At 57.6% G+C, this 12,190-nt stretch carries 14 protein-coding genes and 1 pseudogene; 9 read left to right on the top strand and 6 right to left on the bottom strand.

What is annotated here, in order from left to right; translation table 11 throughout:
* Positions 1-129: 129 nt before the first annotated feature.
* Positions 130-1,098: a DMT family transporter gene (locus NE851_RS05675; protein WP_029868326.1), complete on the top strand. Its 969-nt coding sequence runs from the start codon at positions 130-132 to the stop codon at positions 1,096-1,098.
* A 402-nt stretch (positions 1,099-1,500) separates the two neighbouring features.
* On the opposite strand, the gene NE851_RS05670 is transcribed toward NE851_RS05675, so the two are convergent.
* Positions 1,501-1,713, bottom strand: a complete 213-nt coding sequence (locus NE851_RS05670) for a 4-oxalocrotonate tautomerase (protein WP_080759851.1) — start codon at positions 1,711-1,713, stop codon at positions 1,501-1,503.
* A gap of 99 nt (positions 1,714-1,812) precedes the next feature.
* Here NE851_RS05670 and NE851_RS05665 point away from each other — a divergent pair, with 99 nt between their 5' ends.
* The 3 genes from NE851_RS05665 (at position 1,813) to NE851_RS05655 (ending at position 4,446) form a co-directional block, all read left to right on the top strand.
* Positions 1,813-2,697: a LysR family transcriptional regulator gene (locus tag NE851_RS05665; RefSeq protein WP_029868325.1), complete on the top strand. Its 885-nt coding sequence runs from the start codon at positions 1,813-1,815 to the stop codon at positions 2,695-2,697.
* A gap of 206 nt (positions 2,698-2,903) precedes the next feature.
* Positions 2,904-3,746: a dienelactone hydrolase family protein gene (locus tag NE851_RS05660; RefSeq protein ID WP_097622408.1), complete on the top strand. Its 843-nt coding sequence runs from the start codon at positions 2,904-2,906 to the stop codon at positions 3,744-3,746.
* A 166-nt stretch (positions 3,747-3,912) separates the two neighbouring features.
* Positions 3,913-4,446 (top strand): P-loop NTPase family protein, encoded by a 534-nt coding sequence (locus tag NE851_RS05655; protein WP_049813668.1) that lies wholly within the window; start codon positions 3,913-3,915, stop codon positions 4,444-4,446.
* Positions 4,447-4,466: 20 nt separating this feature from the next.
* Here NE851_RS05655 and NE851_RS05650 read toward each other — a convergent pair whose 3' ends face one another.
* The gene (locus tag NE851_RS05650; RefSeq protein WP_028759184.1) at positions 4,467-5,234 is read right to left on the bottom strand and encodes an alpha/beta hydrolase family protein; all 768 of its coding nucleotides are present in this window, start codon (positions 5,232-5,234) and stop codon (positions 4,467-4,469) included.
* 319 nt (positions 5,235-5,553) lie between these two features.
* On the bottom strand, positions 5,554-5,796 hold the full coding sequence (locus tag NE851_RS05645; protein ID WP_028758720.1) for a hypothetical protein: 243 nt from the start codon (positions 5,794-5,796) through the stop codon (positions 5,554-5,556).
* A gap of 161 nt (positions 5,797-5,957) precedes the next feature.
* On the opposite strand from NE851_RS05645, the gene NE851_RS05640 reads away from it, so the two are divergent.
* Positions 5,958-6,317 (top strand): hypothetical protein, encoded by a 360-nt coding sequence (locus NE851_RS05640; protein ID WP_028758721.1) that lies wholly within the window; start codon positions 5,958-5,960, stop codon positions 6,315-6,317.
* Here the strand turns inward: NE851_RS05640 and NE851_RS35435 are convergent.
* Together NE851_RS35435 and NE851_RS35430 are read right to left on the bottom strand one after the other, a co-directional pair.
* A pseudogene (locus tag NE851_RS35435) lies at positions 6,314-6,499 on the bottom strand (transposase domain-containing protein); the annotation flags it as partial. The gene NE851_RS05640 and the pseudogene NE851_RS35435 sit on opposite strands and share 4 nt — an antisense overlap.
* A gap of 169 nt (positions 6,500-6,668) precedes the next feature.
* A complete protein-coding gene (locus NE851_RS35430) occupies positions 6,669-6,854 on the bottom strand; it encodes an IS66 family transposase (protein ID WP_425349160.1) in 186 nt (61 codons plus the stop codon).
* A 558-nt stretch (positions 6,855-7,412) separates the two neighbouring features.
* Between NE851_RS35430 and leuS the strand changes: the two genes are divergently transcribed.
* Together leuS and NE851_RS05620 are read left to right on the top strand one after the other, a co-directional pair.
* Positions 7,413-9,926: a leucine--tRNA ligase gene (gene leuS, locus NE851_RS05625; protein ID WP_028758723.1), complete on the top strand. Its 2,514-nt coding sequence runs from the start codon at positions 7,413-7,415 to the stop codon at positions 9,924-9,926.
* Positions 9,927-9,947: 21 nt separating this feature from the next.
* Positions 9,948-10,088 carry a GrpB family protein gene (locus tag NE851_RS05620; protein ID WP_141677034.1) on the top strand — a complete coding sequence of 47 codons (141 nt, stop codon included), beginning with the start codon at positions 9,948-9,950 and terminating at the stop codon, positions 10,086-10,088.
* A gap of 29 nt (positions 10,089-10,117) precedes the next feature.
* On the opposite strand, the gene NE851_RS05615 is transcribed toward NE851_RS05620, so the two are convergent.
* Complete coding sequence (locus tag NE851_RS05615) at positions 10,118-10,375, bottom strand: CrpP-related protein (protein ID WP_028758724.1); 258 nt, start codon at positions 10,373-10,375, stop codon at positions 10,118-10,120.
* A 375-nt stretch (positions 10,376-10,750) separates the two neighbouring features.
* On the opposite strand from NE851_RS05615, the gene NE851_RS05610 reads away from it, so the two are divergent.
* Positions 10,751-11,356 (top strand): LysE family translocator, encoded by a 606-nt coding sequence (locus NE851_RS05610; protein ID WP_029733137.1) that lies wholly within the window; start codon positions 10,751-10,753, stop codon positions 11,354-11,356.
* Between the two features lie 258 nt (positions 11,357-11,614).
* Entirely contained in the window at positions 11,615-12,091 is a 477-nt protein-coding gene (locus NE851_RS05605; protein WP_029733135.1) for an NUDIX hydrolase, read from the top strand.
* Positions 12,092-12,190: the final 99 nt, after the last annotated feature.

Here is a 12,190-nt window from a genome sequence, read left to right as displayed (position 1 = left end):
GGCTACCGACCAGGGCGCGTGGCCGGTAAATTTTCTCCATTCGATCAAGCATTTCGCTTGACTGCCAAACGGCATACTCGGCGTCGCGGAGACCAAGGCTCGGTGACGCAACGTCAAAAGGGTGAGCATATGGACAGACTTTTCTATGTTGGCGTGTCGGCCGCTCTCTTTGCGGCCTTTGCCTTTTCGCTCAATTTCGTCGTGCCCTTCATCATCGGTGACTATTCCACCTTTGATTTTGCCCTCATCCGTCACGTCGTCTCGGCACTCGTCGGGCTTTACATTCTGTTTTCCGAGAAGGGTGTCATGCGCCACCTCACGCTTCGAAACTGCCTGCAAGCCATCTGGCTCGCCTTCGTCGGCTATGTCGGCTACTTCCTGACAGTGACCGGAGCGGCCCTCTTTGCCGGCCCAGTCATCGCTCCGGCCTTTCTCGGGCTGGTGCCAATCGTATTGATGGTCATTGGCAATCAGCGTCAGGCATCATTGCCTTGGCGATCCCTCATGGTGCCTCTGGCACTGGTGCTGGTGGGTCTTGTTCTCGTCAATGGCACGGCATTCACGGCCGAAGGACTGGACTCTGTGCAATCATTGTGGATTGGCGTGCCGCTGGCGCTTGCTGCCGTGGGCCTTTGGGTCTGGTTCGCGCTTTCCAATCAGGCGGCACTCGCCGCACGGCCGGACATGCCCTCCGGCGTGTGGTCGGCGCTGATACTGGTGGGCGGCGGCGTCTTGATGCTGGCCTTCTATCCCATCGGTGCCGCGATGGACCTCTTCCGGCTTCCTATATTGGGATTCGGCTGGAGCGCTGCCGGCAACCTCTATGTCTGGGGCACAACTCTCGCGCTGCTGGCCACCGTAGGCGGCGTCTGGGCCTGGAATATCGCCTCCCGCAGCCTGCCGGTTGCCTTGGCCGCGCAATTGATCGTCTCAGAGACTGCCTTCGGCGTGATCGGCGGACTTGTCGTGCATGCCCGCTGGCCAACTCCGATCGAAGTCGCTGGGGTTGTCGTCCTGATCGCCGGCGTCGTTCTGTCGGTTCGGATTTTCTATAATCGCCAATTTGCATCTGGAAAGACAGTGCTTGCGAACGAGTGACCCGCTGGACACAGGGCCAAAAACAGGCGCAGGCATCAAAGATGCAATCACGTTCAACGTAAAATCCGCTTTTGATGCAAACATGCCGCCTCGCCACTCCGATGCGTTGTCCGCTTTCAAGCCACCGCTTGGCTCTACGATTGATATGAGGACGCCAAGCAGCCTTCGCCTTCGACACCGAAAGGTCCGCTTAGGACCGAACTCCCCCATGGCTCAGATGGACCAAAAGCAAACTCCCCGGTGAGGTCGGCTGTCCAAAGGCTTGTGTGCGGTGGAGTGGCGGCGGCCAGTAAAATCACCGGCCGCCCTTCACATTCAGCAGGGAGCCGAGGGCCGGCTCCCCGTCCTATACCATGGCGGCGGCGGCCCGCAGCTCGAGCCTTCGGCATAGCGGGTCGTCTCTCAGGCCTCGGATTTCAGCTTGCCGCCGACCGCCCAGGAATCCTTGGCGATCTCCGTTATCAGGATTTCCAGCGATTCCGGCGGGCACGCCAGGGTTTCGACGGCGGCCTTGGTTGCTTCGCGCGCGAAGGCGCGTTTCTGATCGTCGGTGCGGCCGGGATGCATCTGCAGGTGAAGAATGGGCATGGTCTCTTCCTTGGTCAGGTTGGTGATGTCCGTCGTCTTGGCGCGGGCGTGATGACCATGTTGTAAATTCGTCGGTTGATAAATAAGCTGTTGGTATCGTCATTCGAAACCAACAGGTAGGCAATCGTGGACAAGCTGGCCGGCATGGCGATGTTCGTCAGGGTCATCGACAATGGCAGTTTCGCGGCGGCCGCGGAGATCGCGCAAGTGTCGCCTGCCATGGTTGCCAAGCACATCAAGACGATCGAGACCCGGCTCGGGGCGAAGCTGATCCATCGCACCACGCGGCGCCATCAACTGACAGAGGTCGGCCAGCTCTATTACGAGCGCTGCAAACGCGCACTTTCCGAAGTGGCGCTGGCCGAAGCTTCGGCGAGCGAACTGCAATCGGCGCCGCGCGGCCGGCTTCGAGTGGTTGCGCCGGTCAGCTTCGGCACGCAAGTCTTGGTGCCGGCGCTGATCGATTACCAGAACGCCTATCCCGACGTCAGCATCGAACTGTCGCTCGACAACAATGTCCATGATCTCGTCGGCGAGGGGTTCGAGCTCGGCATCCACATCGGCCCGCTCGCCGACAGCGGCCTGGTCGCCCGCCCGCTCACGCCCTACCGGCGGATTCTCGCTGCCTCGCCGGACTATCTTGCCCGCCATGGCCGGCCGGCCTCGCCGGAGGCTCTGGCGAACCACCTCTGCCTCGGCCACTCCTATTGGCGCATGCAGGATCGCTGGCACCTGGTCGGGCCGGGCGGCGAACTGCGCGATGTGTTGATCTCCGGAAAATTCTCGACCAACCAGGGAGCGGCGCTGCGCATGGCAGCACTCAGCGGCGCGGGAATTGCGCTTCAGCCGGAACTGCTGCTCGCCGCCGATATCACCGAAGGACGGCTTGAACGGGTACTGCCGGAGTGGTCCTACAAGCCCGTCCCGATGCACCTCGTCTATGCGCCGAACCGGCGGCCGACAGCGATGTTGCGGACGGTGATCGATTTCCTGATGGGACGGTTTGGCTGACGACGCTCGGCCAAGGCCGATGTCGCTCGTAAGGTTTAGCCTTGAGCTCTGTCCCCGGCTCCGGACTTACGCCTGGGGATAATCATTGAAGGCGACTATTTGCCGCGCCGCTTTAAAGCCTATGGACGTCGAAGTTTCCGCATCTAGATGATGATCGGTTGTGGATAGCGTTTGATCAACTGCCTGTCTCCCAGCGGAGCAACTCAATGCAAATCACAAAGCTTGTTTTCGGACTTTTGCTCATCGCTATCGTGCAGCCTGACCCTTCGGCTCACGCCGACGAGTTGGTGCGATTTGACAGCGCAGTCGTAAAGCCAAGTCCATTTCTGGAACGCAAGGCAAGGGAACAAGGTGTCAGTCTCCCGCAGGCCCAAGTCACGCACTTGCTGGGATATCTAAGCCGACCACAGGGAGATGGTCCCTTTCCGGCTATCGTCGTCATGCACGGTTGTGGCGGTATCCATGAGAACGTCAAGACTTACTGGCCGCAGCGGTTGACCTCATGGGGATATGTCGTGCTGGTGGTCGACAGCTTCACGACCCGCAACATCGACAACACCTGTGAGAGCTGTCTTCCTGACCGGGTATTCGATGCCTACGGGGCTCTCGATTTCCTATCAACATACACCTTCGTTGATGCCCGACATGTGGGGCTGATGGGCTTTTCCGCTGGTGGCATCGCGACGCTGGAAGCCACGAAAGCCGAGGGCAACGAACAGTTCATGGATCGGAAGTTCGAGGCTGCAGTCGGGTACTATCCGGTTTGCGCTCCCCACGAGGGCGATGCGACGGTGCCAACTTTGATCCTCATTGGCGACGTGGACGATTGGAGCCCAGCCGAAAGGTGTCGGCAGAGGGTTTCTCACATCAGTGGCAAAGGTCCGCCGATCGAACTCGATATCTATCCAGGTGCGTACCATGCCTTCGATGCTCCAGACGTCACAGTGGCAAAGACGGCATTCGGTCATCGGGAAGAATATAACGCGCCTGCTGCCGAGCAGTCCTTCATCAGAGTGAAGGCATTCCTGCACGAGTATCTCTCGAACTGAACGAGCTGGCGGCAATTTGGCGGCGACGCGGGCTCGATGATGCGTCAGTCAGGTTCGCTTGCCGGCGATCAGCGGTGCTGATCGTTCTCGCCTTCCAGCCAGGCAAGCTTCGGGGCTGAGACCACTCAACTCGGATTCGATGCAATAAAGTTCACCGATCGGCTTCATGTTTGAAGCCCATCAGCAATCTACCCTCATTGAAGCGGGACAAGAGATGGACGGAATATTCATCGTAGGCAATGGCGGAAGTGGCAAGTCCTGGCTGGCCGGGCAACTAGCCCATAAATTGCAAATCCCAGCAGTTCATCTCGACGATCTTCATTGGCTACCGAATTTTGCCGGAGAGCGTCCGCGTGATGAGCGCGACCGACTGGTGACCCAGGCTGCTGGCAACAGCTCTTGGGTGATGGAGGGTATTTACGGTTCGATCCTCAGGCAGGTGATGACGCGTGTGACAACTCTCATTTGGCTCGACGTCTCTGACGATGAGTGTATTTCAAACCTTCTGCAACGAGGCCAGACCGGCGGCGGGACCGTGGAACAGTTCGAGGAATTGCTGGAATACACGCGTGGTTACCGTCTTCGGAAGAACCACATGAATTCCTTCGACGCACATCAACGTTTTTTCGAGGAGCATCCGTTGCAAAAGGTAAGGCTGTCCAGCCGCTCGGATGTTGCGACCTTCCTGGCGACAATCTGAAGCCGAAGCTACGCGCCGCCTTAGTGATAGGTCACGATGGGATGGAACATCCTTTTCAGGAAGGGGCGGAGAGCTTCCTGCACGTGGCTCCTTGGAATTTGATGCCCACACTCAAACATGTGAAGCGTCACCGGGACGCCTGCATTGGATAGAGCTTTTGAGAACAGTTCAGCATGGGCAACCGGCGCACGGTCGTCATGCTTTCCATGCAGCAACAGCGTCTCCGACCGAACTTCGGGCGCGTAATGCAGCGCAGAGCGAGCCAGAAAGGCCTCTCTCGACAGGCCCGCCTCCTTCTCGATAGCCCACCGCAAACCGTCTGAACTCGCGTGATAAGCGACTTCAAGATCGTAGACGCCGCCCGAGAGAATGACTGCTCGCAGATCAGAAATCTGGGTGGCAACCATTGCCGATGCAACGGCGCCACGACTGTTTCCATAGAGGACCATTCGGCTAGGGTCGACGGAAGGCTGTTCCCTCAGGAAGCCGAGAGCCGCAATGATCGCCTGCTGAGTTTTGGGACCGCAGAAATCTGGAGGCCCATCTGACGCCCCAAAACCGGGCTGCGAGACTGCCGCCGCAGTGATATTCAAACCAGAACAGAACCGAAGCAACGCGCCGCTATCGACCGCCTCTATCCCTCCAAGCAGACGGCCACCCTGGTTGCCGTGGACAAACAGGATTGCGCCTGCGGGCGTTTCGCTTGCGACCTGAGCTTGAAAGAGCTCGACCGTGGCTCCGTCACCCCGATCAATGAGATGTCGAGTTACTACCGGCATAACCACCATCAGGTTTTCTCGTGCGGGACAGACAATAGTACAACTTTTGGTATTGGCAACGTCCGGTGATCGCCTTCTGCATACGGCGACTGCGGAATATCCAGGCCGCACTGAGTGTGGAGTTCTCGAATCCCCCGTCCGTGGGCTGAAACATGCCCAATTCATCCCGAGGACTGGTCGAGATGCCTGTCCCACGACAGACAGTTACAAGCCCGCCTTGCGAAAGTTGACAGGTTGAAGCTGTTTGGGAAAGCTTGCTTAGCAGTTTTCCGCTAGACATAGCTTTCACAACGAACGCGGATAGGAAGTAAGCGTCCGGTGGTGACGGCTATGCGATTGTGAGGATAAGAACGGCGACCACAACCACCCACGGGATCAAACCGATCCATCCTGCCATAGGAGCTTGGCAGATCAGTGAGCCATCGGGGACGCGTTTGAAGCCCAGCCAGTTAAATCCCGTCTCGGTCGAGGATATGGCTTGCACGCGCACCTTCCCGCCGGTGATGAGCGGCAACACGAGCCTGGCGGTAGTGTAGCCAATCACCTCAAAAATAAAGTCGATAATGATCAAATCAGGGCTCCGGTGTGATGTTTCACGGCAACAAGGCGTCAATTCGGTTGATGGGATAATCGGCGAGTAAGCGTCCGGTTAACTGGTTTTCCAAGTGCATGATGGCGTTTCCTGAGGCTGTAATGCTACGATAACAGCTCCGGCGTGAAGAGGTTGAGCTTGTGGTGCGTGCGATTGTTTTGCTTTTGGTCGGGACTCTGGCAACGCCGAGTTACGGCCAGGGTCCGGCGGAGCTTGGACCGAATACAAACGAGCATCCTTTCCAGTGTGGAGCGGCCTTTGCGATCATGGCTAAGGTCTATCAGGAAGCCGGAGATGCCAACAAAGCCGGAGATTACCAAACAAAATTCGATAAGCTAGCTGTCCAGGCTGAAGGCATTTTCGAACAATCTCATCGACCTAAAAGCGATGCAGAAGCCTACATGCAGAAGCATGTAGATTCCTTGGCCGCTATTGCTGAGAAAGACGCCGCGCTCGTAATCAATTTTGCCCGACGTTGCGACCAGCGCTTTCCTGGTTAGATTCGGTTAGCTGCGGTGTTCCATGGCAATAGCTCACCGATTGTGTAGATGGGATGATCGGCGATGCGGGTAAGGATGTCCCGCAGATAGGCCTCTGGATCGAGACCATTGAGCTTTGCGGTTTCGATCAGTGACAGGATGGCGGCGGCCCGTTCTCCGCCTTTTTCTGATCCGGCGAACAGAGAAGGTGGCCAATTGCTGCTTGGGATGTTGCCCCTTACGATCCGGACTGAAGAAGTAGCAGGCTGCCGGTGGTGTCGTGTCACCGTGGGGCCGACCGTCGCGAACATAGGTCCACAGTCGGCCAGTCTTGGTCTTGTCCCTTCCAGGCTCCAGCACAGGAACACTGTATCATCGCCATGACGTCGATGACCCGCGAATACATGCTCTTGAAGCTTCACCAGCAGCGGCTCCAGCAATGTGCTGGCTGCCGATCCAGTCTGGCATAGTTGAACGGCTCAGATCGACGCCTTCCCGAGCATAAATCTCTGACTGGCGATAGAGTGGGAGGTGATCATAGTATTTGGCGATCAGCACATCGAGGGGACGGTTGGGATGACGGCAGTCATCGTGAGCACTTAAAAAAACCGGAGTGTGGCCGTTGCCGCTGGCCCAACTGCATGGCCGTCAGGTAGGCCAGCGGATCGATGGCCGGATTGACAGATGTAGACACCACCATGCGACGGGTGGATCTATGTATCCGGCTGTAGTCAAGGGATACACTCTTGGCAGAAGCAATCATATAGGGCATTCTTAGTTCATGATGACCTTCGCGAGCAAAGCAGCACGCGTGCGTATTCTCGGCGCACGACTTACCAACCCGGCCTCCTGACTGGAGCCGGGTCAATCCTGCTATTTGCCTTTCATTTCATCTGCCTGGGTCGTCATCCATGGACGTTGGAACGTCTTCCTCGCCTCATCATTCAATCACCGTCGAAGCGCGGCTGCGGCTGGCGAATTCGCATGCATGTCGACTTAGCGGCGGCTGCCGGAAATCATCGCAGTACCGGCAGCCGTAGCTGCTCCTGACATCCTTAAAAGCGAGCCACATTCAAAAGACGCCACCAATGAGTTGGTCGGCGCGAGGAGCGGCGCATGCCCTACGATCCACGGGCCATTGAGCCCAAATGGCAGGCCTATTGGGCCGAACACGATATCTTTCGAGCGGAGTTCGAGCCGACCAAGCCGAAATTCTATGCACTCGATATGTTTCCGTATCCGTCAGGCGCTGGGCTGCATGTCGGCCATCCCCTGGGTTATACGGCGACTGACATCCTGTGCCGCTACAAGCGCATGTGCGGATTCAGTGTGTTGCACCCGATGGGATGGGATAGCTTCGGCCTGCCAGCGGAGCGCCATGCGATGCGCACAGGCGTTCATCCGGCTATCACGACCAAGCGCAATATCGAGACGTTTCGCGGCCAGGTGCAACGACTGGGTTTTTCCTACGACTGGAGCCGCGAACTCGCCACCACCAATCCCAACTATGTCAGGTGGACGCAGTGGATTTTCCTGAAGCTGTTCGAGCGGGGTCTTGCGTACCAGGCCGAGGTGGCGGTCAATTGGTGTCCGGCTCAGAATGCCGTGCTCGCCGACGAGGAAGTCAAAGACGGGCGCTACGTCGAGACCGGCGATCCGGTGGTCCGCCGTCAGATGCGTCAATGGATGCTGCGCATCACCGCATATGCCGACCGGTTGTTGGATGGCCTGGATGATCTCAATTGGCCAGAAAGCCTGAAGGCGATGCAGCGCAATTGGATCGGCCGTTCGGCAGGAGCCGAGATTGCCTTTACTGTCGATCCTGGCGGCACGGAGATCGTGACCTTCACAACACGACCCGAAACCCTGTTTGGTGTGAGCTATATCGTCGTCGCGCCGGAGCATCCGTTGCTGCCTGCTATCGTGACGGGGGAGGCCCGAGCTGCGGTGGAAAGCTATGTTGAGCAGTCTGCAGTCCTAGATGAGACGTCGCGCGCCGATGCAGGACGCGAAAAGACCGGCGTTTTCACGGGTGCTTACGCAGTCAATCCGGCAACAGGGATCCGGCTGCCGATCTGGGTGGCAGATTATGTTCTGAGTGGGTACGGCACTGGTGCCCTCATGCCGGTTCCAGCCCATGATGCGCGTGATCATGCTTTTGCTGTTGCTCACGGCCTGCCGATCACGCGCGTGATCGAGAGCGACCAGGACGTCGAGCGCGTGGCCTACGAGGGCAATGGGCGGATGGTCGGTTCCGGTTTTCTGGATGGCCTGGACGCGCCTGCAGCCAGGCAGACGATGGTTGCCTGGCTGCAGGCCAACGGGGCAGGTAAAGCGAAGGTCACCTATCGCCTGCGGGACTGGCTTTTCTCGCGTCAGCGTTATTGGGGTGAGCCGATTCCGGTGCTGCATCTGGCCGACGGTTCGGTGGTGCCTTTGCCTGAAGAATGCCTGCCGCTGCTGCCGCCGGAATTGGATGACTATGCACCGACGGCTGATGGAGAACCGCCACTCGCCCGGGCGGAGGACTGGGTGCAAACGACGGTGCCTGGCACCGACCTCCCGGCAAGGCGGGAGACCAACACGATGCCGCAATGGGCCGGCTCATGCTGGTACTATTTGCGGTTCCTCGATCCCCACAATAAGCGTGAACTGGTGGGGCATGAGGCCGAACGCTACTGGATGCCCGTCGATATCTACGTCGGCGGGGCGGAGCATGCCGTCTTGCACCTGCTCTACGCTCGCTTCTGGCACAAGGTGCTTTACGATATCGGGGTCGTATCGACCGAAGAACCATTTCAGCGCCTGTTCAATCAGGGAATGATCCTCGCCCACTCCTATCGGGATGTGGCTGGCCGATATTACGAGCCGTCTTCCGTAACCGAAAAGGGCGGACGATGGTTTGCGGGCTCGGTCGAGGTCCATCGCGCCGTCGAGAAGATGTCCAAGTCGCGTTTGAACGTCGTCAACCCTGATGACGTCGTCGACGAATATGGGGCTGATGCGCTGCGGCTTTACGAGATGTTCATGGGGCCACTGGACGGAACCAAACCCTGGCAGACGGAGGGTGTGAAGGGTGTGCGCCGGTTCCTGGATCGAGCATGGCGCATGGTCTGTGATGAGGCTGATGGACTGCATCCAGCCGTGCGGGACGCCATCCCTGGTTCGGAACTGCTGCGCTTGCGCCATCAGACGGTGAAGTTCGTCACCGAAGATATAGAAGCCATGCGCTTCAACACGGCCATCGCCCGTCTGATGGAATTGTCTAACGCCCTTGTGGCAGCGACCGAGCGGCCGCGCGAGGTCGTCGAGACATTGATTTTATTGTTGTCCCCGTTCGCTCCTCACATTGCCGAGGAGTTGTGGAGCAAGCTTGGTCATGAAGGGACACTGGCTTTCGTTCCATGGCCAAGTTTCGATCCTGAATTGGCGGAGGAGGAGATGCGCGAGTACGTGGTGCAGATCAACGGGAAGGTTCGTCACCGTTTCCGAGCGGCGTCCGATCTGGGGGAGGGTTTGCTGGCGGCAGCTCGATCAGAGCCTGAGGTGGTGACTTTGCTTGCCGGCAGGACCGTTGTGAAGGAAATAGCGGTCCCGGGTCGATTGGTGAACTATGTCACAAAAGGGTAAGGTTTGCTTCAAGGAGCAACGATGGCTGTAACCAGCAAAAACTCAATTTATGACAGCCGCTGGCCGTCTATGTTTCCTGCTGAGAAACAACGGATCGCGGGCTGCTTCGAGGGTGATGTCGCATTGTTTCACCAGCGCCCGAACACGACGCTTGGCGTTTAACTCAGGCATCGTAGCCAAAATTAACAACGTCACGCATCGAGCGCACCTCGTTTGGCAATCGAGATCAGCTCTTTGAAGTGAGTCACAATTCTACCTTCACGGCTGGCGTCCTCCGCTTCCCAACCGAACTTCCACGCGTCGTGACGCGCAAGCCAATCCCCCAGAGCAGCGCTATCACCGGTCGGCATCCTATGGGCCGCGAGGTATGGGTTCTCGTGAGCCTTCAGTCCGAGCACCCGCGCCCTCGAGCCTGCTTCCTGTAAATCGATCAGCTCTTCAATTGTCATACGCGATCCCCCACGATGGCGTCGACGGTAGCATCGAAGTCCGCGCATGCAAGCGAATGCTAAATTATGGGTTAATTTGGGACAGTTGCGAGTGGAGAGCGCCTCTGGTCGGTCGGGCGTTGCACCGGAGTGTCAATGCTTCCTGTGCTTCATACTTGCCCCGCCGCCAATTGATCGCAGGAGCAGCAAATAAATCAGGCGTACTGCCTAATTTCAGCACACCTCCTGACGAATTTATACGCAACCATAAGTGTTGATTCTAGAATTTTTTACACGTAATAATGCGCCCGCTGAGCGCTACAAGCAGATAGGAGCGGAGTACTTTCAAGACGGATATTGCAAGTTCGACGAGTTAACGGAGCAAAGGAGCGCATGATGGACCTACAAACAGTTCTGACGTTTAGCTTGGCCTTCTTCGTATTCGCGGCAAGCCCTGGCCCTGACAACCTGACGATCCTGTCGAAGACCGTGTCCAGCGGCCCGGCGCAGGGCGTCGCCTACGGGGGCGGCGTCGTTTTTAGCATCTTCCTGTTCGTCATCTTCTCGGCCATCGGCTTCAACGCCATTGCTCAATACATGAACGAAAATCTGCGTTTCATCCAATATGTCGGCGCTATCTACCTGATTTACACAGGGGTCACGATGTGGCGTTCGAAGCCGAACATCAAACCTCGTGTGATGAGGGGCGGCCTGATCCGCCTGTTCATTACGGGTTTTCTTCTCAATATCTCCAATCCCAAAATGCCGATTTTCTATCTGGCGCTACTGCCGGGCGTCTTGGGCATCCGGCCACTGACCATCCCCGACACCGTGGAACTGCTGGCGGTCATAGCCCTGATAGAGGTGGTCGTGGTCGGAGGACATGTGCTCATCGGCTCTAAAGCGAAAACGGCACTGGCCGATCCGAAAAAGATCGGCATCCTCAACCGTGGCGCTGGAGCTTTGATGGTCGGGGCAGGGGTGCTTGTCGCCAGCAGATGATGCCGCCTCGAAGGCGTAGCGCCGAATAGTGACGCGATGACGGAAGCCCACGATGCGATAAGAGAACGTGCGGGATGGCTGACTGGCATCAACGGCTTGTCGGCCCCGAAAGGTCAGAGGACTTCGAACGTCCGCTTCGGGCCGAGAGCGGAAGACCGGCCTCGGCTGGAATGCGCCAATAGCGAACGTTGTGCGCGTTGCGGAACTTCCTATTATCCCGACGGACAGATCCAGCGGATCACTTTGGCGGAGAGGCTCATGATCGAAATTCCAATCCGTTGTTTTGCTGTATCGGTCGTCGTCATCCGCAAAAGAACTGCTCGACATGAGGTGCTGCTTTTACGCAGAAATCACACGTTGATTGGTGAGTGGTGCCAGGTAGCCGGCGGCATCGAGGACGGCGAGAAAGCTTGGGAAACTGCGCTACGAGAGGTCCGTGAAGAGACGGGCCTGATCTGCGACTTTCTCTATTCCGCAGATATCTGCGAGCAATTCTATGAGGCTGATCGCAATGCCATCAGCATGCTGCCCGTCTTCGTCGGCATTGTGGATGCCGAGCAGCCAGTTTTTCTCAACGACGAACACAGCGAATTTCAGTGGGTATCATTCGCGGAGGCGATGGAAATGGTGCCATTCGCAGGGCAGCGCCATGTTCTAAAACATGTAGAGGCAGAATTTGTGAATCGGGAGCCTATTCGGCATCTTCTCATCCATGAGGTGTCGCGGAAAATTTAAATTTCTGCGACGCCCAATGACCGCTTCGGGCCGATACCGTTGAAAAACTTGGCATTGCCGGTGCTTGAGACGCGTGATTCAATCCTCTGAGTGATTTGC

The organism is Rhizobium anhuiense bv. trifolii (assembly GCF_024346605.1).
In the GTDB taxonomy this organism is placed as follows: Bacteria; Pseudomonadota; Alphaproteobacteria; order Rhizobiales; family Rhizobiaceae; genus Rhizobium; species Rhizobium anhuiense.
The sequence above is the reverse complement of the archived record's forward strand: the minus strand, read 5'-3'. Positions and strand labels throughout refer to the sequence as shown.